Annotated in this window: 21 protein-coding genes; 7 read left to right on the top strand and 14 right to left on the bottom strand. The window is 48.5% G+C overall.

The window, feature by feature from the left end:
- Nucleotides 1-89: 89 nt before the first annotated feature.
- A complete protein-coding gene (locus tag FC652_RS08950) occupies nucleotides 90-1,280 on the top strand; it encodes a 3-phenylpropionate MFS transporter (RefSeq protein ID WP_013570973.1) in 1,191 nt (396 codons plus the stop codon).
- A gap of 92 nt (nucleotides 1,281-1,372) precedes the next feature.
- Entirely contained in the window at nucleotides 1,373-4,804 is a 3,432-nt protein-coding gene (locus FC652_RS08945) for a NahK/ErcS family hybrid sensor histidine kinase/response regulator (protein ID WP_176298305.1), read from the top strand.
- Between the two features lie 109 nt (nucleotides 4,805-4,913).
- On the opposite strand, the gene FC652_RS08940 is transcribed toward FC652_RS08945, so the two are convergent.
- The 9 genes from FC652_RS08940 to aspA form a co-directional block, all read right to left on the bottom strand.
- Nucleotides 4,914-5,375 carry a DUF6795 domain-containing protein gene (locus FC652_RS08940; RefSeq protein WP_176298304.1) on the bottom strand — a complete coding sequence of 154 codons (462 nt, stop codon included), beginning with the start codon at nucleotides 5,373-5,375 and terminating at the stop codon, nucleotides 4,914-4,916.
- A gap of 57 nt (nucleotides 5,376-5,432) precedes the next feature.
- The gene (locus FC652_RS20835; protein WP_369597883.1) at nucleotides 5,433-5,852 is read right to left on the bottom strand and encodes a DUF6795 domain-containing protein; all 420 of its coding nucleotides are present in this window, start codon (nucleotides 5,850-5,852) and stop codon (nucleotides 5,433-5,435) included.
- Nucleotides 5,853-6,171: 319 nt separating this feature from the next.
- The gene (locus tag FC652_RS08935) at nucleotides 6,172-7,875 is read right to left on the bottom strand and encodes a sodium:solute symporter family protein (protein ID WP_176298303.1); all 1,704 of its coding nucleotides are present in this window, start codon (nucleotides 7,873-7,875) and stop codon (nucleotides 6,172-6,174) included.
- A 12-nt stretch (nucleotides 7,876-7,887) separates the two neighbouring features.
- The gene (locus FC652_RS08930; RefSeq protein ID WP_011079229.1) at nucleotides 7,888-8,154 is read right to left on the bottom strand and encodes a DUF4212 domain-containing protein; all 267 of its coding nucleotides are present in this window, start codon (nucleotides 8,152-8,154) and stop codon (nucleotides 7,888-7,890) included.
- Between the two features lie 215 nt (nucleotides 8,155-8,369).
- Entirely contained in the window at nucleotides 8,370-8,993 is a 624-nt protein-coding gene (locus tag FC652_RS08925; RefSeq protein ID WP_011079230.1) for a MarC family protein, read from the bottom strand.
- A 148-nt stretch (nucleotides 8,994-9,141) separates the two neighbouring features.
- Complete coding sequence (locus FC652_RS08920) at nucleotides 9,142-9,777, bottom strand: response regulator transcription factor (RefSeq protein WP_011079231.1); 636 nt, start codon at nucleotides 9,775-9,777, stop codon at nucleotides 9,142-9,144.
- Nucleotides 9,778-9,962: 185 nt separating this feature from the next.
- On the bottom strand, nucleotides 9,963-11,759 hold the full coding sequence (locus FC652_RS08915) for a protein-disulfide reductase DsbD (RefSeq protein ID WP_176298302.1): 1,797 nt from the start codon (nucleotides 11,757-11,759) through the stop codon (nucleotides 9,963-9,965).
- A 142-nt stretch (nucleotides 11,760-11,901) separates the two neighbouring features.
- Complete coding sequence (locus FC652_RS08910; protein WP_176298301.1) at nucleotides 11,902-13,209, bottom strand: anaerobic C4-dicarboxylate transporter; 1,308 nt, start codon at nucleotides 13,207-13,209, stop codon at nucleotides 11,902-11,904.
- A 154-nt stretch (nucleotides 13,210-13,363) separates the two neighbouring features.
- Nucleotides 13,364-14,815, bottom strand: a complete 1,452-nt coding sequence (gene aspA / locus FC652_RS08905; RefSeq protein WP_176298300.1) for an aspartate ammonia-lyase — start codon at nucleotides 14,813-14,815, stop codon at nucleotides 13,364-13,366.
- 309 nt (nucleotides 14,816-15,124) lie between these two features.
- Between aspA and FC652_RS08900 the strand changes: the two genes are divergently transcribed.
- Complete coding sequence (locus FC652_RS08900; RefSeq protein ID WP_176298299.1) at nucleotides 15,125-15,655, top strand: FxsA family protein; 531 nt, start codon at nucleotides 15,125-15,127, stop codon at nucleotides 15,653-15,655.
- A gap of 89 nt (nucleotides 15,656-15,744) precedes the next feature.
- On the opposite strand, the gene trmL is transcribed toward FC652_RS08900, so the two are convergent.
- The 4 genes from trmL to FC652_RS08880 all read right to left on the bottom strand — a co-directional run bounded on the left by trmL (nucleotide 15,745) and on the right by FC652_RS08880 (nucleotide 19,086).
- Nucleotides 15,745-16,218, bottom strand: coding sequence for a tRNA (uridine(34)/cytosine(34)/5-carboxymethylaminomethyluridine(34)-2'-O)-methyltransferase TrmL (trmL, locus tag FC652_RS08895; RefSeq protein WP_176298298.1), 474 nt, complete (start codon nucleotides 16,216-16,218; stop codon nucleotides 15,745-15,747).
- 107 nt (nucleotides 16,219-16,325) lie between these two features.
- The gene (locus tag FC652_RS08890; RefSeq protein WP_176298297.1) at nucleotides 16,326-16,934 is read right to left on the bottom strand and encodes a superoxide dismutase; all 609 of its coding nucleotides are present in this window, start codon (nucleotides 16,932-16,934) and stop codon (nucleotides 16,326-16,328) included.
- A 76-nt stretch (nucleotides 16,935-17,010) separates the two neighbouring features.
- Nucleotides 17,011-18,399 (bottom strand): envelope stress sensor histidine kinase CpxA, encoded by a 1,389-nt coding sequence (gene cpxA / locus FC652_RS08885; protein WP_176298296.1) that lies wholly within the window; start codon nucleotides 18,397-18,399, stop codon nucleotides 17,011-17,013.
- A gap of 3 nt (nucleotides 18,400-18,402) precedes the next feature.
- The gene (locus FC652_RS08880; RefSeq protein ID WP_176298295.1) at nucleotides 18,403-19,086 is read right to left on the bottom strand and encodes a response regulator; all 684 of its coding nucleotides are present in this window, start codon (nucleotides 19,084-19,086) and stop codon (nucleotides 18,403-18,405) included.
- A 201-nt stretch (nucleotides 19,087-19,287) separates the two neighbouring features.
- On the opposite strand from FC652_RS08880, the gene FC652_RS08875 reads away from it, so the two are divergent.
- From FC652_RS08875 to pfkA, 3 genes are all read left to right on the top strand, one after another.
- Nucleotides 19,288-19,803, top strand: coding sequence for a CpxP family protein (locus tag FC652_RS08875; RefSeq protein WP_176298294.1), 516 nt, complete (start codon nucleotides 19,288-19,290; stop codon nucleotides 19,801-19,803).
- Nucleotides 19,804-19,922: 119 nt separating this feature from the next.
- Nucleotides 19,923-20,831 carry a CDF family cation-efflux transporter FieF gene (gene fieF, locus FC652_RS08870; protein WP_176298293.1) on the top strand — a complete coding sequence of 303 codons (909 nt, stop codon included), beginning with the start codon at nucleotides 19,923-19,925 and terminating at the stop codon, nucleotides 20,829-20,831.
- 284 nt (nucleotides 20,832-21,115) lie between these two features.
- Complete coding sequence (gene pfkA, locus FC652_RS08865; RefSeq protein WP_176298292.1) at nucleotides 21,116-22,078, top strand: 6-phosphofructokinase; 963 nt, start codon at nucleotides 21,116-21,118, stop codon at nucleotides 22,076-22,078.
- An 80-nt stretch (nucleotides 22,079-22,158) separates the two neighbouring features.
- On the opposite strand, the gene FC652_RS08860 is transcribed toward pfkA, so the two are convergent.
- Nucleotides 22,159-23,505, bottom strand: a complete 1,347-nt coding sequence (locus tag FC652_RS08860) for an MATE family efflux transporter (protein ID WP_176298291.1) — start codon at nucleotides 23,503-23,505, stop codon at nucleotides 22,159-22,161.
- A gap of 251 nt (nucleotides 23,506-23,756) precedes the next feature.
- On the opposite strand from FC652_RS08860, the gene FC652_RS08855 reads away from it, so the two are divergent.
- The gene (locus FC652_RS08855; RefSeq protein WP_011079244.1) at nucleotides 23,757-24,047 is read left to right on the top strand and encodes a co-chaperone GroES; all 291 of its coding nucleotides are present in this window, start codon (nucleotides 23,757-23,759) and stop codon (nucleotides 24,045-24,047) included.
- Nucleotides 24,048-24,087 lie beyond the last annotated feature (40 nt).

The following is a 24,087-nucleotide window of genomic DNA, read 5'->3' as shown; positions in this document are numbered from 1 at the left end:
TTCCCTTTTTCTCATCTGCAAGGCAAGTCATAATGGCGCCGATTTTTCTCTCGTCAGTTTTTCGGTCAACAGACCCTAGGATCACCATCATGTTCAAACCGTCTCCTTATGGATGGATATCGCAGTATTTTCTCGGTTTCTTTTTTGCCTATGGCGTCTATCTGCCATTTTGGTCGCTGTGGTTTAAAGAACAGGGCGTCTCCTCCACTGACATCGGTTTGCTGGTCGGTATCGGCTTAGCGACACGCTGTGTAGCGAACATGGTGATCACGCCACGTATTCACAAGGCTGAGCACATTATGCCGGCGTTACGTTGGCTCAGTTTTGCGGCGTTGATTTTTGTCGGCTTCCACTTCTTTACCGGCGGCAGTTTTTGGCTGATGGCGTTAGCGACGGTACTGTTTAACTTGTGTTGTGGCCCGGTCGTGCCGTTATCCGATGCGCTTGCCAACTACTACGCAAGATTGAAGATGCTCGATTATGGTCGCACCCGTTTGTGGGGCTCGATCGCCTTTATCGCGGGCTCGACCGTTGTGGGGTATCTGATTTCCCTCTATGGCACCGACATGATTCTGTACACCGCCTTGGTTGGGGTGTTTATTTCCTTACTGCTGAGTATGCGCAGTGCCAATGTGATGCCGGTGACGCGCAGCGAACATCACAGTGAAAGACCGAAACTGACGCAACTGCTGACCGACGGCCCTGTGGTGAAATTTTTGCTACTGGCCGCTCTGATTCAGGGCAGTCACGCCGCCTATTACAGCTTTAGTGCGATTTACTGGCAGCAAGCGGGCCATTCGGAAGAGATCATCGGCTATTTGTGGAGCCTTGGTGTGGTATCGGAAGTGGCGGTGTTTGCGTTGAGTAAGCGCTTGTTTGCGGGCTGGTCGCTGCGTGCGTTGTTTGTCGCGGCATCGATTGGCGTCATGTTGCGCTGGGGGATCACCGCCTCGACCACGTTGTTGTTGGGTTTGGTGTTGGTGCAGTTGCTGCACGGCGTGACATTTGCGATGGCGCACATCGCAGCCATTCAATACATTCAAAATTCAGAAGAGCACAAAATGGTGGCGCTACAAGCACTGTACAATGCGCTGCCACTGGGGGCCTTTATTGCGGCGATGACGGCCTTTAGTGGTTGGGGCTTCGAGCACTGGGGCGCGAATGTATTCTGGGTGATGGCGGCCATGGGGCTGGTGGCACTGTTTATCAAAGTCGCACCTGTCACCAGCCAGGTTCAGGACGTTAGCGTGGTGAAAGCGGAGCCCAATGCACAGAATTAATCCTAAGAGATTGAGATTAAAAACTATCCTTAGTTAAATGAAACCTCTCCCGTATGGAGAGGTTTTTTATTGAGCAAGAGAAAGGATGTCACATGCAAGGATGGTTGGTGATACCCGTATCGTTAGCGTATTTAGGAGTGTTGTTCCTCATCGCTTGGTATGGAGATAGGCAAAAAAATTGGTTGGCACGTTGGCGGCCTTGGATCTATAGCCTATCGATTGCGGTTTACTGTACCTCTTGGACGTTTTACGGCACGGTGGGGCAGGCGAGCAATAATCCTTGGTCTTTCTTGCCGATCTACATTGCACCGATTCTGGTCTTTACTCTTGGTTGGCGCGTCTTGGCGCGGCTCATTCTCGTTGCCAAGCGCGAGCACATTACCTCGATTGCGGACTTCATTGCTGCGCGCTATGGCAAATCGCAAGGGCTTGCGGTGGTGGTGACTTTAATCGCTGTGGTGGGAATTTTGCCCTATATCGCCCTGCAATTGCGTGGCATTACGATGGGGCTTGAGATCATCGCGCCAGATCTCTCAAGCCGTTTTGGCTATCAAGACTCAGGCGTTTCTTGGTTTGTGGTGGGGGCACTGGCGATATTCACCATGCTGTTTGGCACCCGTCATATCGACAACACCGAGCATCACCGCGGCATGATGATGGCGATAGCTTTTGAATCGATCGTTAAGCTGGTGGCGTTTCTCGTGGTGGGGATGTTTATCGTCTGGCTGGCGATGCAGCATCAGGAGGTCGATCTCAGCCGTGTTGCCGCCGCCACTTACCAATCGCCCAATATCGCGACCTTGCTTATCCATACTTTGCTGACCATGCTGGCGATTGTCTGTTTGCCGCGTCAGTTTCACACCATGGTGGTGGAAAATGAACGCGCGCAAGATCTGCATACCGCGCGCTGGCTCTTCCCGCTGTATTTGATTTTGATGGGCATTTTTGTGCTGCCGATTGCGTGGGCGGGGCAAAGTTTGCTCTCTGGCAGCCCTGCCGATACCTATGTGATCAGCTTGCCGATGGCGTTTGGCGCCAATGACATTGCTTTATTGGCCTTCCTTGGTGGCACGTCCGCTGCCAGTGGCATGGTGATTGTGTCCACCATCGCGCTCGCCATCATGGTCTCCAACGATTTGGTGATGCCGTTACTGCTGCGTCGCATGCGGCTATCCAACCGTAATCACCACCATTTTTCAGGTTTACTGCTGCGTATTCGTCGAGCGTTGATTCTGGTGTTGTTAATTGGCGCATGGGGCTTCTATCAAGCGCTGGACGCAATTCATTCGCTCTCAGCAATTGGCTTTCTCTCATTCGCGGCGATCACCCAGTTTGCTCCTGCTTTGATTGGCGGCATGTACTGGCGCCAAGGTAACCGCAAAGGGGTGTATGTCGGTCTGGCGGCGGGCTTTACTTTATGGCTGATTACATTGATGAGCCAAACCGACATGTTGGCCGGGGATGCGCAGAGCAATTTGCTGATTTGGTTGATTACGCCACCAGATGTATTGGGGGAGATGGGCGTGAAGGCCTCTGACTGGGGAATGTTCCTCAGTGTCACCGTCAATGCGCTCTGCTTCCTTGTCGTCTCGATGCTAACACGTCCAAGCCTAAGTGAGCGCTTACAATCGGCGTCGTTTGTTGGTACGCCATTGCCCGAAAATGAAAACATCAGCCTCTATCAAAGCCGTGTCACCGTGGGCGAGTTGGAGATGCTGGCCTCCCGCTTTGTTGGGCGAAATCGGGTGAAAAATGCCTTTGCTCACTATTGGTCGCAGCAAAGAGAAACCTTATTGCCGAACCAACAAGCTCCCTCGACCTTGATTCGTCATACTGAGCGGGTATTGGCGGGGGTGTTTGGTGCTTCGTCGGCGAAGTTAGTCCTTACTTCGGCGCTGCAAGGCAGAAACATGCAACTGGAGGAAGTCGCAACCATCGTGGATGAAGCGTCTGAGTTGTATGATTTTAGCCGTGGCTTATTGCAAGGGGCGATTGAGCATATTGGTCAAGGCATTGCCGTGGTGGACAAACAGCTTCGGCTGGTGGCATGGAATCAACGCTATTTGGAGCTGTTTGAGTTTCCGCCGGGGCTGATACAAGTGGGCAGGCCGATTGCCGATGTGATTCGCCATAATGCTGAGCAGGGTTTATGTGGCCCGGGAGACCCAGAAGATCATGTGCGTCGTAGAGTCTATCATTTGGAACAAGGCTCGCGGCATACCTCGTCACGCATTCGCCCCGATGGACGCGTGATTGAAGTGCAAGGCAACCCCATGCCCGGCGGCGGCTTTGTGATGAGCTTTACCGACATCACCGTGTTCCGTGATGCAGAACAAGCACTGAAAGAAGCCAATGAAACGCTCGAAGAACGTGTTCATTTACGTACAAGAGAGCTTGAGCAGTTGAATAAACAGCTGGTGGTGGCGACACAACGTTCGGATCTGGAATCGCGCTCTAAATCGCGTTTTTTGGCGGCCGTGAGCCACGACTTGATGCAACCACTCAACGCGGCGCGTCTGTTTGCCTCATCACTCTCGGAAGTGACTAAGGACGATGAAAGCCGCAAGCTAGCGCATCACATTGAAAGTGCTCTCGGGGCTGCGGAAGATTTGATTGGTGATTTGTTGGATATCTCGCGACTGGAATCGGGTAAGTTGGATGTACACGTACACGGTTTTGCCATCAATGATGTGTTGTCGAATTTGAATGCGGAATTTAGCGCACTGGCCAAACAACAAGGCATCGAGTTCTGCATGATCCCGTCGTCACTCAATGTCACGTCTGATCCCAAACTGCTGCGCCGTGTGGTGCAGAACTTCCTGACCAATGCGTTTCGATATAGCCCCAATGGCAAGGTAGCGCTTGGGGTGCGCCGAGTCGGTGAACGGGTGCGTATCGACGTATGGGATAACGGGATGGGCATTGAAGAAGATAAGCAACAAGAGATCTTCGAAGAGTTCAATCGAGGCACCCAAGTGCGCGCTGATCAGGGTTTGGGGTTAGGCCTCGCTATTTCCAAAGGCATCGCGCAAGTGTTGGGGCATGAGATTTCGATGCGTTCATGGCATGGCCGCGGTAGTGTGTTCTCCATTACGCTGGATCGTGCTCAGCAAGTGCAAGCCTTGCCGGTGGCAGAACCTGACCAAGCGCAATCTGAGTTAAGTCACTTACGTATTTTGTGTGTCGATAATGAGCCCGATATTTTGGTTGGCATGGAAAATCTGCTGGCGCGTTGGGGGTGTGAAGTGAAAACCGCTACTGACATTGTGCAAAGTTTGAAAGCACTGGACGGTGGTTGGCATCCGGATGTCATTTTCTCCGACTATCGTCTTGATGAAGGTCGCACAGGTTTAGAAGTGCTCCAGCAATGTAAGCTTAGATTGGGCAGCCGTTTTGAAGGGGTGATCATCAGCGCCGATCGCACCGATGACATGATGCAAGGCATCAAAGCCAATGGTTTTAGCTTTATAGCCAAACCCGTTAAACCGCTCAAGTTGAGAGCGGTGTTGAACCGAGTGGCGTGAGGTGCCTTCTCCAAAAAGAGCTGCCATGGTTGGTATTAAAATGGCAGCTCTTTGTGATTGTCTTGGCTAAGAAAAAAGTTGTGTTGATACGCCAATAATGATCACCTGCTTAATTCTCTATATATCCTGACTCTAATGCACCATGAAGGTCGCAGATAGTATGAACTTCATACCCATCATGATCTTTTTTCTTAGCATCAAATATAAAATATTTCTCTTTTGAATTAATGTCGCAAGTGAGATTGGATAAATTTTCTGACATGAAAGTAAATATGCTATATCCAGGTAAATATGAACGCCATAAGTATGAATATTCAATTCCGTTTTTTATAGTTAGTGATGTGCTAACCATTTTTTGGTCAAACATACTTGGTGTTTTCATTGTTGAAATGCTTACAGATTCAAAAAAAAACTCACCATTTTGGTTAGTGTATGCTTTTAGTTCTTTTGTCTCATTCAGAGCACTGATTTCTAAAGTAACTTCAATATTTACAGCAGGGATACCATGATTAAAAATTCTCCCGTGAATTTTTGGTGTTAAGTTAAATATGTTTTGTTTAAATATGTCCATAGCGGAGACCTGACATGAGATGATTAAAAAAACAAGGCCATTATTAAGTTATTAATTTTAAATGATTTTATTTCGATATTTATACCCTCCAATATCACATCTGCTTAGTATCATTGCATCGACCCCATTAGGTACTACAGGATTTTTAAAATAGTACTCATACACTGGTGAGTTTAAGTTGCATTTAAAGTTACCAAGATTATTAGCAATGAATTCATAAGGCTTATCGTAGCTAAGCTGAGAGCGCCAGATGTATATCTTTTTTTCTTCTACAAGCAAGTAAATACCAAAGTAAGAGTAAGCCTGATTTAACGGGGATTTCTTCAGCCATTGAGCATGAATCATAGGCTCAAAATGAAAATAGCCATTCAGATCGGTTTGTGTCTTATCGTTATATCGATGTTCTAAGAAACCACCTTCAAGATAAACATCCTTATTTGCGAATGCTTGTCCGTCTTGAGTTAGGTGTCCAGAAATCTCTGGGCTTAAGACATACTCATTCTTTTTAAAAAATCAAAAATGCTCAACATATTACCTTGGCTTGTTAGTGGGAAAGAAATGAAGAGTAGTGCTGCCATTAACTGAGTGGTGTTCATTATTCTTCCGCCGATAAATGGAGCTTAATATAGCGAATGTTTTTTTGAGGAATATAGCTAGTTGTTCGTTTTTGGACACGTATCTGGGTTGTGGTGTAATTAATAGATCTCATATTTTTAGTTAAAAAAAGCCGATGCAATTGCATCGGCTTTGCATTTCCTCGGAGCTTAATCCCTACAATAAAGCTCTAAAGTGTGGATTAATGGTCGTGCGCTGCGCCAGCTCCTTTCGGGTAGCGGATAGACTCAACCATTTCTTGTACGTCTGCTGGTACTTCAGCGGTAAATTTGTTCACCACAATCGCCACGGCAAAGTTCAGACACATACCTAGTGTACCAATACCCTCTGGGCTGATACCGAACCACCAGTTGTCCGGTGTGCTCGCTGCTGGGTTGATGAACTTGAAGTACACGATGTAAGCCGCAGTGAAAAAGATCCCTGATAGCATACCTGCAATTGCGCCTTCTTTGTTCATCTTCTTATAGAAGATACCCAAGATAATCGCAGGGAAGAAGGACGAGGCTGCCAATCCGAAGGCGAATGCCACAACCTGTGCTACAAAGCCCGGAGGGTTAATACCCAAGTAGCCCGCACCGACGATGGCAATCGCTGATGCAATCCGCGCGGCCATTAACTCCTGTTTATCGGTCATATTGGGCCTAAAGCCTTTCTTCAACAAGTCATGCGAAATGGCGGTTGAGATAACCAATAGTAGGCCTGCTGCGGTAGAGAGTGCTGCTGCCAGACCACCCGCTGCCAATAGTGCGACAACCCAGTTTGGTAGTTTTGCTAGTTCTGGAGAAGCCAGTACGATGATATCACGGTTGATCTTCATCTCGTTGCGCTCATCGCCAGAGTAGAACATCTTGCCATCGCCATTCTTGTCTTCCCAAGCCACTAGGCCAGTGCTTTCCCAGTTTTTGTACCAGCTCGGTGCTTCTGTGCCTGCGACGCCTTGCATGTCTGGACCATTGATGGTGTCGATCATGTTAACGCGTGCAAATGCTGCCACAGCCGGTGCGGTGGTATAAAGAATCGCGATGAACACCAATGCCCAACCAGCAGAGATACGCGCATCAGATACTTTCGGTACAGTGAAGAAGCGAATAATAACGTGTGGAAGACCGGCAGTACCTACCATGAGCGCCGCACAGATGAAGAAGACGTCAACCATGCTCTTCGACCCATCGGTATAGGCGGTGAAGCCGAGCTCCTGCGTTAGACCATCCAGTTTGGTGAGTAGATACTCATCGCTACCTGCCATGGTCGAACCAAAGCCAAGCTGAGGTACAGGGTTACCTGTCATCATCAATGAAGTGAAGATCGCCGGAACCATGAAGGCAAAGATAAGCACACAGTATTGCGCTACCTGCGTATAGGTGATGCCCTTCATGCCGCCCATAACCGCGTAGAAGAATACGATCGCCATACCGATGATAATACCCATGTTGATGTCAACTTCGAGGAAGCGTGCGAATACCACACCCACACCACGCATTTGACCAGCAACGTAAGTAAACGATACGAAAATAGCACAGAATACCGCAACCAAACGCGCCGTTCTTGAGTAGTAACGGTCGCCGATGAAATCTGGCACGGTGAACTTACCAAACTTACGTAGATAAGGTGCTAAACAAAGGGCGAGAAGTACGTAGCCACCGGTCCAACCCATCAGGTATACCGTACCATCGTAGCCGATGAACGAGATAATACCTGCCATAGAGATAAATGATGCCGCAGACATCCAGTCCGCTGCGGTTGCCATGCCGTTGGCGACTGGGTGAACACCACCGCCAGCAACATAGAATTCACTGGTTGATCCCGCACGGGCCCAGATTGCGATGCCGATATACAGAGCAAAAGTGATACCGACAAGAATAAACGTCCAAGTTTGAATATCCATTTCCTAAACCTCTTAGTCTTCCTGCACGTTGTACTTCTTGTCCAGCGCATTCATGCGGACAACGTAGACAAAGATCAGCGCCACAAAGGTGTAGATCGACCCTTGCTGAGCGAACCAAAATCCGAGCTTGAAGCCACCAAACTGAATGGCATTAAGTGCATCGACAAATAAAATTCCAGCGCCGTATGACACTAAAAACCATACTGCTAGCAGTGATCCCATGATCCCCAAGTTTTCCTTCCAGTAGGCTTGAGCATGTTCTGTTGATTCGAACGCCATGGCCTTCTCCTTGTGTTTCTCGTCTGAATAGATAAGTGTTAACGTAATGTTACGTTTCCTAAGATAGCAGTGTTGAGTCAAGGGATCTGTGCAACTTTAGTCGGGGCGATAAAAAGCAAAAACGCCCGAAAAATGGGCGTTTAGTGAGATAGATAGCAGATTTGAGGATGTTAATTTGATGTTAAATTAGCCAAAGGTCTAAAACATCGCACGTGCTACAGGTAAAAATCTTTAATTCCTTGCAGCAAATTGTTAAGTGCGACGGCTGCGAGGATCAAACCCATCACACGGCTGATGATGGCAGCGCCAACATTGCCAATCCATTTTTGAATCGTGTTGGCTCCGAGTAACAGAACCAGTGTGATCAGCAAGACCGCCAACATGACGCCCGCGGTAATCGCTTGATCAGCAAAGGAATAGCGATGGTTGTCTGTCAGCATCACCACCGCCATCATGGCGCCAGGTGACGCGATGGAAGGAATGGCCAGCGGGTAGACGGCCAAATCTGCGAGGGCGGATTTATCCAACTCTTCGCTTAGCTTCTGCTCTTGCTCAGGTTTACTTTCACCGAAAATCATACTCAGTGCGAATAGCAATAAAACCAGCCCACCCGCAGCCTGAAAGGCGGGTAGTGGGATCTGCATCGCTTCAAGCAGCATTTGCCCGGCGATTAAGAAAAACAGCAATACCCCTGCTGAGATACCAACAGCTTTGAGCGCGACGAGACGACGCTGCTTGGCGGTCAGATGTTGGGTTTGCGAAAGATAAACAGGCACTGAACCAACAGGGTCAATCACGGCCCAAAGAACAACAAATTGAGTGATGAGAATACTGAGCAAGGTATGGCCTCCCAGAGTTAATAACAGAGGGATGAAAAAGACAGCCCATTTGGCTGCCGAGGTATTTTACTCAAGGTATTAAAAATTTGCGTCATTAAAATGTGAACTAATATAACGAAAACTTCTGAATACCGAGTTTGGCGTTGAGTTATTGCTCGGGCTCTAGCTGCTGTAACAAGATCACCGCTTGGGTACGATTTTTCACCCCAAGTTTGCGGAAGATAGCCGTCATATGCGCTTTGATGGTGGCTTCAGAAACATTCAGCTCATAAGCAATTTGCTTGTTGAGCAAACCATCGGAAAGCATCCCCAGTACTTTGTATTGCTGTGGTGTTAACGCGGCGATTTTCTCGGCTAAGTCATTACAGGCGGCGTTATTGGTGATCAATCCTTCAGGGAAATAAGGATCGCCATTGAGCACTTGGTTCAGCGCGGAAACCAGTGTGCGCATATCACTCGATTTAGGAATAAAGCCAAAAGCACCGTGGCTTTTTACTTGTGTGACCACCGCGGGTTCTTCACTGGCGGAGACCACAACGATGGGCAGGTCGGGATACTCTGCACGGAGATGGATCAAACCTGACATGCCATTAGCTCCGGGCATTTTGAGGTCAAGCAGCAGTAAATCCGGCTCTTCTTCGCGTATAAGCAGGTTCAGCAACGCATCGAGTGAGTCGGCTTCTAGCAAGTTGGCCCCACTGACCGCCATATGCACAGACTGAAACAGCGCATTACGGAACAGGGGGTGATCATCAGCGATGATGATGGTGTAGGTCGAATCCATGACGTTAAACACTTTTAACTATTTCGTTAATGGAATTATTGCAGCTTTAAGAGTGTGGACAATCTTTATACGCTAAAAGTCTGATGTAAATCGACTTTTATTAGAGAGTTTGCATATACCTCCGTTGTGAAGGTGAGAATGTGGTAAGAAAAAACGCCAGCAAGGTTTGCTGGCGTTTGAATCGGTTAGTTGGAAATTCGTTGAATATGCTCCAAGAAAGGCGCCGCTTGCATAAAGCCAGTGAGTCGAGCGTTTGAAACCGGATTACCTTGCGCATCCCAAAAATCGATCGTCGGTAGGCCGAGCACTTGTTGGGCCTGTAGCAGCTCAATGTCCTGTGCTTGGTTACGTGTCACGTCGGCTTGAAGCAACACAAATTGTTTGAGTTGAGCTGCCACGGCTGGATCGTGGAAAGTGTATTTCTCGAACTCTTTACACGCCACACACCAATCGGCATAAAAATCGAGCATCACAGGTTTTTGGGCTTGCTTGGCTAACGCCAATTGTTGTTGAAGCTCTTCGACGTTGCGGATTTTAATAAAGCTCACTTCGCTGGTTTGAGCCTGTTGAGTGCTGTCGGCAAACCAATAATTGAGGGCAGGCTGAGCGGACGCAAACAGACCCAGCACGGCAATGATGCCCACCGAGCTTTGCTTCCAACCACCAAACTCCAAACTATTTTTTACATGGTAAAGCCAGCCAAACGCCGCGATACCCAAGGCAGACCACAGCGCGGTTGACCACATTTCAGGAAGGATGCGCTCCAATAGGAAGATTGGCGCTGCCAGCAATACAAAACCAAACAGCGTTTTAACGCGATCCATCCAACCGCCCGCTTTGGGGAGCAGTTTATTGCCAAACACCGCGACTAAAATCAAAGGGATACCCATGCCCATGGCTAAGGCATACAGCGCAACGCCCCCCGTTAAGAGATCACCACTTTGTGCCACGTACAGCAGTGCCCCAGAAAGTGGGGCGGTGGTACAAGGCGAGCATACCAAACCGGAAATGGCGCCCATGGCAAAAACACCTGCACTGCTGCCACCTTGCTGCTTATTGCTCAAATTGTTCAGCCAAGTTTGTACGCTGCTAGGCAGTTGTAGGGTGTACACCCCAAACATGGAGAGCGCTAAGGTGACAAAAAGAATACTCAGGCCGATCAACACATAAGGGTGCTGCATGGCGGCTTGGAATTGCAAGCCAGCGGAAGCGACAACCAGACCCAGTAAGGTATAGGTCAGTGCCATGCCTTGAACATAGATCAGAGAGAGCCCAAGCGCGCGTCGCTGACTCAGTTTACCGCTGCCCAATACGATGCTGGTCAGAATCGGGTACATCGGCAATACGCAAGGGGTAAAGGCCAAGCCAACACCCAGTGCCAAAAACAGCAGTGGCGTCCACCAGTTATCGGCTAAGCCTGAAGCCAACTGATCTTGCTGGGTCAGAGGTTGAGGCGTTGATGTGTTCGCTGTTGATGTATCGAGAGGGCTGGCGGTTTGTGCCGGCAGCGTTGCTGGTGCCATGTCTCCATTGGTAAACGAGGTAATGTCGATCACTCGTGTTTCAGGTGGATAGCAAAAGCCCGCTTTGGCACAGCCTTGGTATTGTACGATCAATTTTGCGCCCGGCTGCCAGTCTTGCATTGGGATGTTAACGAACAATGGGTTGGTATAAATATTCACATCGCCAAAAAATTCATCACGGTAGGGCTGACCGTTTTCCATTTGGATGTCACCCAATACAACGTTTTCTGCGCTAAATGAAAGACGCTGTTGATAGAGGTAGTAACCCTCTTTGACTTGCCAGTCTAGGGTGATGCGGTGATCTTGTTGGAAATAGTTAAAAGGAAAAGCCTGATCAACAGGCACAAAATCATTCGAGCCAGAAGCAAAACTGCTGTTTTGGTTATTGCCAAACAGCGCCATGGCGGGTGAGGAAAGCACAAGCAATCCAGCAACAAAGAAAGTCAATAATGCGCGCATAGTGAACAAAATATGGGAGTGAATGGAGTGAGTCTAACCCAATCAGACCCAGAAACGGTGCAGAAAGTTTCAACGATAGGGAGGTTATGTGCAGAAAATTAAAAAAGGGAGCCGAAGCTCCCATGAGTAAGACTCGTTTTACTTAGATAAACAGGCTACCGAAGGCAAAGCCAAGCGCAACTGCAGAAGCGATGGTCACCACACCTGGAATAAAGAATGGGTGGTTGAACACGTACTTACCAATGCGAGTTGAACCCGTATCATCCATCTCTACTGCAGCCAGTAGCGTTGGGTAAGTCGGTAGAACAAACAGTGCACTCACGGCTGCAAAAGAAGCGACTGCAGTGAGTGGCGCAACGCCAATCGCCAGTGCCGCAGGCATAAGCGCAACCGTGGTTGCACCTTGTGAGTACAGCAGCATAGAGGCAAAGAACAACACCAATGCCAGCATCCAAGGGTAGTCAGACAGCAAAGCACCAGCAACATCTTTAATGCCATCGACGTGAGCATTAACGAAAGTAGAACCTAACCAAGCCACGCCCAGTACGCACACACACGCAGTCATACCTGAACGGAACGTCGCTGCCGAAGGGATTTTTGATGCATCGATCTTAGTGAACATCACAATCGCGGCTGCGGCAGCCAGCATCACTGTCATGATCGCTTCGTTGCGGCCAAGCGCTGGGTTTTCAATCAGGCCAACAGAGCTTGAAATTGCCGCTGCGTAGCAAACCACAAACGCAATCGCGCCAAGGAAGATGTAAGTCGCGGTTTTTGCGGTAGGTAGAATTTCACGTTGTTTCTCGGTGCTGAGTTTGATCAGGCCTTTTGCAAGGCGTTCTTGATACTCAGCATCGTCTTTCAGCTCACCACCCATGTAGTTCGCCACCAAAGCACCGATCATACACGCCACAAAAGTGGTTGGAATACAAACCGCAAGCAGCGTTAAGTAGTCCACACCAAATGGCGCCAGCATGGCCGCAAACGCCACCACTGCCGCAGAAATAGGGGACGCGGTAATGGCAATTTGCGATGCGACAACGGCAATCGACAATGGGCGAGAAGGACGCACACCTTGGCCTTTTGCCACTTCGGCAATCACAGGAAGCGTCGAGAACGCGGTATGACCGGTACCTGCCATCAACGTCATTAAGAAAGTGACGATAGGCGCGTAGAAGGTAATACGTTCAGGATGTTTGCGCAGGAAGTTTTCCGCGATTTGAACCAGCCAGTCCATACCGCCAGCCACTTGCATTGCCGCAATGGCCGTGATCACAGACATGATGATCAAAATAACGTCCACAGGAATAAATGCTTGTTTGGTCGGTACACCAAGGACCAGTGACAGGACAATAACGCCTGCACCACCAGCGAAACCAATACCAATGCCACCAATTCGTGCCCCTAAATAGATAAAGAGCAGAACGACTAATAACTCGACCGCTACCATAGATTGTTACCTCATATTTTTGTTGAATCTGATTAGCGAAACGCTTTGTCGAAAGCGCTTGAATAATCAGAACTAAAATAAATACTTGTTATTATTATGGTTATTAATAAAGAACGGCAAAAAGGGCCCACTAAGGAGCCCTTTCTCTTTACGATTACTCGTAACGTTTTGCTTTGTAAGTTGGGTGCATGAAGTTTTGCACAGACAGGATGTCATCCAACTCTTCAGATGTCAGCAAGCCACGCTCAAGCACCACTTCACGGACGCTCTTACCGGTTTCCGCACAAATCTTACCAACGATGTCGCCTTCGTGGTGGCCGATGTATGGGTTTAGATAAGTGACGATACCGATCGAGTTGTAAACGTAGTTTTCACAGACTTCTTTGTTTACTGTGATGCCGTCGATACATTTGTCACGTAGGTTCACACACGCGTTTTGTAGCAGTGAAATCGATTCAAACATCGCTTGACCAATCACAGGCTCCATTACGTTCAGCTGTAGCTGACCGCCTTCGGCTGCGAAAGAAATCGTGTTGTCGTTACCCAGTACTTTGAAACACACTTGGTTAACCACTTCTGGGATAACTGGGTTAACTTTTGCTGGCATGATGGAAGAACCGGCTTGCATTTCTGGCAAGTTAAGTTCGTTCAAACCAGCGCGAGGACCAGAAGAAAGCAGACGCAAGTCGTTACAGATCTTAGACAATTTCACCGCTAGGCGTTTTAGCGCGCCGTGTGCCATTACGTAAGCACCACAGTCTGAAGTTGCTTCGATAAGGTCTTCTGCTGGAACCACTGCTAGGCCAGTCACTTCCGCTAGGTGTTTCACGGCAAGTGCTTGGTAACCAGGAGGTGTGTTCAAGCCAGTACCGATTGCCGTTGCACCTAGGTTCACTTCAAGAAGTAGCTTCGAGGTGTAGTCTAGCGCACGGATCTCTTCGTTTAGCGTCACTGCCCAAGCGTGGAACTCTTGACCTACTGTCATTGGCACGGCGTCTTGCAACTGAGTACGGCCCATTTTTAGGATGCCGTTAAACTCTTGAGATTTCAGCTCAAACGCACCTTTTAGGTATTCAATCGCTTCCATCAATTTATGGATGCTGTTGTAAACCGCGATACGGAAGCCCGTTGGGTAGGCACAGTTGGTAGATTGGCTCTTGTTCACGTGATCATTTGGGTTCACCACGTCGTAATCGCCTTTCTCTTTACCCATTAGTTCGAGAGCAATGTTGGCAAGCACTTCGTTGGTGTTCATGTTCACAGAAGTGCCCGCACCGCCTTGGAATACGTCTGATGGGAACTGATCCATGCATTTGCCGGTTTCCAACATTAGGTCACACGCTTGAATGATGTAATCCGCTACATTCTTAGGAATTGCGCCCAACTCTTTGTTGGCAAGTGCAGCGGCTTTTTTGGTCATGACCATGCCGCGAACAAATTCTGGCACGTCAGAAATCGTTACGTTTGAGATGTTGAAGTTTTCGATGGCGCGCAGCGTGTGGATACCGTAGTAAGCGTCAGCCGGAACGTGACGTTGGCCTAATAGATCTTCTTCAATACGAGTGGCCGGAGTTGATGCTTTTGGAGCTTCAGTTAGGGTAGCCATAACAGGATCCTTAGATAATAATTCTGATATTTAAGTGATTGGTTAGCCATTTTCTGCAATCAGAATCCATTCATCAGAGTATTTGGCTGTAAAATCCGTCCTGACTTATGTGGCACATGATACTGTACCTTGCGCATAAAAATAGTAAGTGGATCACCTTTTTCGCTTTTATTTCGTCAATATTTTGCAAAGTATGAACAGCATATGAATAACTCTAAAGGGGTAGTCAAAAAACACGCATTTTTACAGGATAAATTTGAGTCACTGCACGATTTGCCATTACACTAAAATCAACCAAGGGGGGATCTCGTGTTTCCAATATTATTACTACTGTTTATCTGTGTGCCCATTGTTGAGATCGCTCTCTTCATTCAAGTTGGTGGCTTTATCGGTTTATGGCCGACAATTGGCTTAGTGCTGATTACGGCGTTTGTTGGGGCGTCTTTGGTTCGCAGTCAGGGGTTGCAAACTCTGATGTCGGTGCAACAACGTTTGCAGCAAGGTGAATTACCTGCGCAACAGATTGTCGAAGGTGTGATGCTGGCGGTGTCGGGCGTATTGTTGCTCACTCCAGGCTTTATGACCGATGCCATGGGCATGATGGTGTTGATTCCAGGTCCAAGAGCTGCGATTGCCCGCTACTTGATGAGCAAGGTAGTGGTGAATGGTGCAGGCGGTGGTTTTCACTCTCACTATCATAGCGAAGGCTTCGACCGCAGCCCGTTCGAACAAGACCCGTTTTATCGTCAGCCTTTTAATGATGGTAAGCAAGGCCAGACGTTCGAAGGGGAATATGAAAGCAAAGACAAACAAGACGATGAACAGAATCGTCTGCGTTAATTTGAACAAATTCTCGTTTGATGAAGTTTGATGAAATAGAAAAGCCGGAGCATTCCGGCTTTTTTGATCTTGTTGGCTAGGCGGTGATGTTATTTTGCCCCCTGGAACCCTAGCTGACGCCATGCCTCAAAAGCAATGATCGCGACCGCATTCGATAAGTTTAAGCTGCGTGCGTCAGGCATCATAGGAATACGAATGCGTTGCGACATCGGTAGGCTTTCAATCACCTCCATCGGCAGACCACGCGTTTCTGGGCCAAACAGCAGTACATCACCTTGACAATATTGCGCGTCCACATGATGGCCAGTGGTTTTGGTGGTGCAGGCAAAAATACGATATTCACCACGCTGCTCGAGATAGTCGAGGAACGCTTGGTAGTTCTTATGGCGTGTGACACGAGCAAGATCATGATAATCCAAGCCAGCACGGCGCACCTTCTTCTCTTCAAGATCAAACCCAAGCGGTTCAATTAAGTGCAAATTTGCGCCACAGTTGGCACAAAGGCGGATGATGTTGCCAGTGTTTGGCGCAATTTCTGGTTCGTATAGAGCAATATCAAACATGGTATCGAGCGAATATGGTCAAAAGAGGGGGCCAGTATATACCCAAGTGTGAAGGCTTGGGTATAAAAGTGCCCGATAAGCGACGGCGCTCCGGTGAGCGGTGATGTTTAGCCTATTGCTTGGGCATAATTTTGCTCCACCGCTCGCCAGTCGACCACATTCCACCAAGCATCAATGTATTCTGGGCGGCGATTTTGATAGCGGATGTAGTACGCATGCTCCCAAACATCGAGGGCAAGGATCGGCTCGCCACGTACGCTAGCAATATCCATCAGTGGGTTATCCTGATTGCTGGTGGAGGTGATATGAATATCACCCTCTTTGACCACTAACCATGCAAAGCCAGAACCAAAGGTGTTGACGGCGGCTTGGGAAAAGGCCTCTTGGAACGCCGCAAAAGTGCCAAACTTTTCTTGAATCGCGTGGGCGAGCGCGCCTTGAGGTTCCCCTCCACCATTGGGAGACATGCACTGCCAGTAGAGAATATGGTTGTAGTAGCCACCACCATTATTGCGCACTGCAGGGCTGTGTTGAGAGATGCTTGTGAAGATCTCAGTGAGCGTTTGATGCTCAAGCTCACTGCCTTGAATCGCCGCGAGAAACTTATCGTAATAGGTTTTATGGTGTTTGCTGTAGTGCACTTCCATGGTTTTTGCATCGATGTATGGCTCTAATGCATCGTAGGAATAGGGAAGCTCAGGGAAAATATGTGGCATGGTAAATCCTCCGGTGATGAAGGATTTACCATAATCTTAATGATAACCATTATCAACTGCGATCTTTGTAAGGGTATTAACGCCTTTTCACCAGTGGGAGAGTAATGGTGACTCGCAAACCGCCAAGATCGCTGCGCTCAGCGTTTATGGTGCCGCTGTGCTGACGAATCGCGCTTTCGGTAATGCTTAAGCCGAGCCCGGTTCCTCCAGAATGACGATCCCGAGCGGTAGAGACTCGATAAAACGGACGGAAAATGGCTTCGAGTTCCTCTTCAGGTACCCCTTCACCATTATCATCCACCACGATATGTAGTGTGTCGTCGATGGCTTGAATGGCGATGATCACTTGGTCTTTGCCGTAGTAGATGGCATTGCGAATGATGTTTTCGATCGCGCTCATTAACAGCTTGGGATTACCGGAAATATGTCGCTCGGGTAATGGGGTGTATTGCAATACTTTGCCCATTTGTTCCGCTTCAAATTGCGCATCCTGAATGATCTCTTCCCACAGGCTGGCGACGGGCTGCTCTTCACGATCCAAATGGCTGTTCATCTGCATGCGAGACAGCTCCAGCAGTTCACTGATCATCTGTTCCAAACGTTGCGCTTCAGTATCAATTCGTTGCAGCTCATTACTTTCGCCCTGTTTACGTGTCGCAAGCGCATTGGCCATTCTCAAGCGAGTCAGTGGCGAGCGCAATTCATGGGAAATATCCGACAGCAGCCGTTGCTGACCTGAAATCATTTGATTGACCGCTTCGACCATGCGGTTGAAGCTGGCGCCGGCTTGGCGAAACTCCGAGGTGCCTTTTTCTAAAGAGGGATCCGTGACAAATTCCCCTTTGGCGACACGTTGCGCCGCTTTTTCTAAGCGTCGTGCGGGTTGGCTGAGTGCCCACGCAAGCCACAGCAGTAAAGGGGTGCTGACCAGCATCACAGCCAGTAGTAGCTGAAATGGATGATCAAACATACGTAGTAAAAAAGGCGGTGGTTGGTTCCAGCGCATCCCAACGTAAAGTAAGTACTCTTTGTTCGCTAGCGTCACCGGCAGTGGCCCTGAGAGCATAAAGCGGCCATAAAGCTTTTGTTTCGGTTGATCGGGTTGTTCAATCGAGGTGACGAAGTTTTTCAGCGCTTTGAGCTGAAAATCTCCGTGTTCTAAGGTGGTGAGGACATTGCCATCGTAATCGGTGATGAAAAAGCGCGGCCGTCCATCTCGCCCGTGGCGATCGCCTGGACGCTCCATGCGAAAGAGAATGCGGGCAAGATCAGTTTCGCCACGATATTGCTTCTCAATCTCTTGCTTGGCTTCAATAAAGCGATCGTATTGATCGGCCGGAATATTGCGTGCCTTACGAGGATCAAGATGGGGCAATGCCAAAACGGCCATCAGCACCAAAAACATGGTAAACCAGAAGATCGCAAAAATTCGCCCATACAAACTGGTGATTTTCGGCAAGCGCATCCGTTACTCCACAATCATTAAGTAGCCACGGCCACGTAAGGTTTTAATTCGAGATTTGCCGTCCGCACGTTCAGGGAGTTTTTTCCGCAAGTTCGAGACATGCATATCAATGGCTCGGTCAAAAGCCGCTAGGCGTTTACCGAGCACATCCAAGCTGAGCGTCTCTTTTGTGATGGTGTTGCCTGGGTTTTGCATAAAGTGGCTCAGTAAGGCGAACTCGGTGGCAGTGAGGTCAAGCTGAGTACCCGCACAATAAGCCTCCAATCGGCCCGGATAAATTTTGATATCTTGATACTCAATACAATCGCTGCTTTTCGGGGCTTTTGTCGCACTGGTGCGGCGCAAAATCGCTTTGATACGTGCCAGCAGTTCACGATCACTGAAAGGTTTGGGTAGATAGTCATCTGCTCCCAGCTCCAGACCGATGACACGATCGATCTCTTCCCCTTTGGCTGTCAGCATTAATACTGGCGTGTCCCATTGTTCACGTAACTTCTTCAACGTATCGATGCCGTTGAGTTTGGGCATCATGACATCGAGTAAGATCAAATCAATCTCTGCCGATAAGGCTTGCAAACCCTGCTCACCGTCGTTTGCCTCGGTGACATGAAAGCCTTCGTAGCTTAAGACTTCTGTCAGCAAGCTCGTCAGTTCGGTATCGTCATCAATCAACAGGATGTTTGCCATAGTAGGGCCTTTCTCTCAATCAGTTCTCTTTAACAGTTCTCTTTAATATTACTGTGAAATGACCGCAGGGAAGAGGAGCAAAGTCGCTCTTTACGATACTTTACGCTCTCTATACGTCACTTTACCTTGCAGTTTGTATTCTACACTCAAGCGCTGTGAGAACAGCTCAAATGAACCACCGACATGAGTAAGGAATTGATTATGAAACTTGCAAAAAAAATGGTACTCGCTGCTGTTGTCCTTCCACTAACACTAGGTACTGCCAGCGCTTTTGCTTTTGGCAGCGGTAAAGGTCATCACAAAGGGCCTGATGGCGAATGTGGCATGGGGATGGAGCGCGGCATGATGCGTCAACTTGACCTGACCGATGCACAGAAAGAGCAGTTGGATGCGATGCGTGGCAGCAACCGTGCACAAATGAAAGAGATGCATCAAGGCAACTTCGCAGCAAACCAGGCCGAACGTCAAGCACAGCACGCTAAAGTACAGGCCCTGTTATTGGCGGACAATTTCGACCAAGCGACCGCCAATGAGCTGGCGAAACAGATGGCGGAGAAACAAGCAGAGCGCCGTGTGAAAATGTTGGAAAAACAACATCAAATGTTGAGCATTTTGACTCCAGAGCAAAAAGCAAAGTTCGTTGAACTGCAAAACGAGCGCATGCAGGAGTGTGGCGACAAAATGCAAAAACGCATGGAAAAGCACGCGAAAAACTGATCTGAGCGGTATTCACTGACTTGAGCAAAAAGGCGATCTTCGGATCGCCTTAAATGTATCGTACTCATTCCTGCTTGAGCGCGTTATACTGCGAGCAAGGCTTTTTTCATCGAATGATTATGAAACACCAATATGCACGTTTAGTGACGATGGCTGCTTGGACGGCAACCGCAGTCGCCACCTTACTTCTTCTTGTTAAAGTCATGGCTTGGTGGGTGACCGGCTCTGTGAGCTTACTTGCCTCGCTGATCGATTCATTCCTCGATATTGCGGCGTCTGTCGTCAACTTAATTGTGGTGCGTTATGCGCTGCAACCTGCCGATGAGGAACACACCTTTGGCCATGGCAAAGCGGAATCGCTCGCAGCGTTGGCTCAAGCGATGTTTATCTCAGGCTCTGCGGTGTTTTTGATCCTCAACGGTATTGATCGTTTCTTCCGTCCTCATGAGCTGAACTCTCCAGAATATGGCGTTTATGTCAGTTTGTTTGCCATGGTGGTGACATTCGCCTTGGTGACATTCCAAAAGCACGTAGTAAGAAAGACCGGTAGCCAAGCCATTGCGGCGGACTCTCTGCATTATCAAAGTGACCTGTTCATGAACGCCGCCATTATGGTGGCGTTGGGGCTCAGTTATTACGGGATTGGCCAAGCGGATGCGGTGTTTGCCGTGGGGATCGGGCTGTTTATTTTATACAGCGCATTTAAAATGGTGACGGAAGCGATTCAAACCTTGCTTGACCGCAAATTGCCCGATGAAGAGCTAGAACAAATTCGCTGCGAATGTTTGGCAGTGGAGAATGTTCTGGGGGTGCATCAATTGCGCACCAGAATGTCGGGGCCGACGCGTTTTATTCAGCTTCATCTTGAATTGGATGACAATTTGCCTTTGATCAAAGCGCATCAAATTGCCGACGAAGTAGAAGAAAGATTACTGGCGTGCTTCCCTGAGGCTGATATTTTGATCCATCAAGACCCTTATTCTGTTGTTGTGATCAGCGAGAAAGAGCATATAGAACAACAGTGGTAGCGCTCGAAAAAATGCGTTTGTCTTCAGGACAAATAAGCGGTTGTTGACTATCTTTCCAACAGCCTCTATTAAGATTCGTGATCCTGATGTGAATCAACAAAGAGTAAGTACAAAACTGTAATACTCCTACATAAGTAGAAAAGTTACATAAAATTGTGGGTTTTAATTGGTATTCCTGTAGAGGAAATGTAACATTACGCACAGTTTTTCGGATTATATTGGTAGCTGAATAACAGCTATCCTAAAGATTATTAAATATTGATTTCTAGAGTTCGAGGGTGAGCATGATTAAGAAGATCGGTGTTTTGACAAGTGGTGGTGACGCCCCTGGTATGAACGCAGCAATCCGTGGTGTAGTGCGTACTGCATTGGGTGCGGGTCTTGAAGTGTACGGTATCTATGATGGTTACTTGGGTTTATACGAAGGCCGCATCAAGCCACTTGATCGTTCAAGCGTTTCTGATGTGATCAACCGTGGTGGTACGTTCTTGGGTTCAGCTCGCTTCCCAGAATTTAAAGAAGTTGCGGTACGTGAAAAAGCGATTGAAAACCTGAAAGCACACGGTATTGATGCGCTTGTGGTTATCGGTGGTGACGGTTCGTACATGGGTGCGAAAAAACTGACGGAAATGGGTTACCCATGTATCGGTCTGCCAGGCACCATCGACAACGATATCGCAGGCACGGATTACACCATCGGTTACCTAACCGCGCTGAACACGGTTATAGAATCGATCGACCGTCTACGCGATACTTCCTCTTCTCACCAGCGTATTTCTATCGTAGAAATCATGGGTCGTCACTGTGGTGACCTCACTCTGATGTCTGCGATCGCTGGTGGTTGTGAATACATCATCACTCCGGAAACCGGTTTAGACAAAGAGAAGCTGATTAACAACATCAAAGATGGTATTGCGAAAGGCAAAAAGCACGCGATCATCGCGCTGACTGAACTGATGATGGACGCGAACGAACTGGCAAAAGAGATCGAAGCGGGAACGGGGCGTGAAACTCGTGCCACTGTTCTTGGTCACATCCAACGTGGTGGCCGTCCAACGGCGTTCGACCGTGTTCTTGCGTCTCGTATGGGTAACTACGCCGTTCACCTATTGATGGAAGGCCATGGTGGTCGTTGTGTTGGTATCGTGAAAGAGCAACTTGTTCACCACGACATCATCGATGCAATCGAGAACATGAAGCGTCCAGTTCGCAATGATCTGTTCAAAGTAGCAGAAGAGCTATTCTAAGCAGAATAAACTGACTATCTGAGCAAAGGCTGCGTTATCGCAGCCTTTTTCATATCGGTGGCTTCTATCAGACGCCAAACCTAAGGCACTAATGTGGTCAATTGCTGTTTGCGCTGTTTGAGGGCGTAAAGGTAGCTGCATAACCCCACCAAAATGTTGCCCACCGCAATGCCAATAAACAGCCCTTCAATGTCGTAGAGCCAACTGCCTAGGTATGCCGCTGGCAGGGTAAACACGAATAGCCGAATTACGCTCCAGCGAAAGGCGTTGAGTGGTTGGTGCATGGCATTTAAACCGCTGACCAGCATCATCACAATGCCTAAAAAACCGTAGCTGATCGGTACCACCAGCAGGTAATGCCAAAGCAAATCTCTTACCGCTTGCTCTTGTGAGAATAGAGCGGCGAGCGGAATACTGAGTGGCACCATCATCAAAAACACCAAACCTTGAAACAGCACCGAAAAGCGCATGCTGACGAACAATCCTTGGAACGCTCGTTGTGGGTTTTTCGCGCCAAAGTTCTGCGCCATAAAAGGCGTCAGAGCAGAGGTGAGTGCCATGAGGACCAAAATCAAAATCGATTCAATGCGTTGTGCCGCCCCATAAGCGGCAACAGCAGCGGTGCCGTGGCTGGACAGCATCATCATTAAAATGGCGCCAGAGAGAGGGTTCATTGCGTTGGACAGCGCAGCCGGAGTGCCGACCTTGAGAATCTGCTGCCAATCCTCTTTTAAGCGTTGCCATTGTGGCAGGCCGAGCAGCCGCTCACGCTGAATCAAAACGTAGAAAGATCCAATCAGCGCACCGAGCCAACTCAACGCACTCGCAATCGCTGCGCCTTGAATACCGAGCTCAGGAAATGGGCCGATACCAAAAATCAGCAGCGGGTCGAGCACGCCATTGATAAGCCCTGCGAGCATCATGATTTTGGCTGGGGTCTTAGTATCTCCGGTGGCACGAATGGCACTGTTTCCCGCCATCGGAATCACCAGTAATGGGATGGTGAGGTACCAGACATGCATGTATTGGCCGATGAGGGGAATCAGTTCTTCTTTTGCACCAAGCAAGGTAAATAAAGGGGTGACGGTAAAGAAGCCGAGCGTGGAAGCGAGCGCAACCAGCACAACCGCCAATAGCAAGCCATGGGTAGTAAAACGTGCGGCTTGATGCGCTTCTCCTTGACCTAATAGACGACCGATGCTGGTCGACAGTCCGACGCCAATGCCCATCGTGATGCAGTTAACGGCGAAGGTGACGGGAAAGGTGTAACTGATCGCCGCCAGTGCTTCGGTGCCAAGCAGTGAGATGAAAAAGGTGTCGACCAAGTTAAACATCAGGATTGCCACCATGCCAAATATCATGGGGACGGTCATCTTTCGTAGCGTTTCCGCGATGGGCGCGCTCAGCAAGCCATGTTTATCAAGCATCAATCATCACCAGAAGGCATCACCAGAAGGTGCAAAAGCGCTAGGATACAAGAAATGTGTGCGAGGGGCGAGCGAGCTGTTTTTAAGCAATCCTTTGCCAAAGCCTCGGAACTTTTAACTTAGTCACAAAAAAATCCTCACGCCCCCTTGGGATCGTCATGATCACCCCCTATATAGTTAGCACTAGGCCTAGAAGCCCTGCTTCAGGGTAATTATCAAATAAACATGGAATTTTTCAGGAGAGACGACCGATGAACATTCGTCCATTACATGATCGAGTTATCGTAGAGCGCCAAGAAGTTGAATCTAAATCTGCTGGTGGCATCGTTTTAACTGGTTCTGCCGCGGAAAAATCAACTCGCGGTGTTGTTCTAGCTGTAGGTAAAGGCCGCATTCTAGAAAACGGCACTGTTCAGCCGCTGGACGTTAAAGTTGGTGATACTGTTATCTTTGCAGAGAGCTACGGCACTAAGACTGAAAAGATCGACGGTAAAGAAGTTCTTATCATGTCTGAAAACGACATTATGGCTATTGTCGACTAATAGCAATCGTTGAGTAATTTTTTGCTCTGATTCAAAACGA

This window comes from Vibrio sp. 05-20-BW147 (genome assembly GCF_013369385.1).
In the GTDB taxonomy this organism is placed as follows: domain Bacteria; phylum Pseudomonadota; class Gammaproteobacteria; order Enterobacterales; family Vibrionaceae; genus Vibrio; species Vibrio floridensis.
Note: the sequence above shows the minus strand (reverse complement) of the source record. Positions and strands in the feature narration are given on the sequence as shown.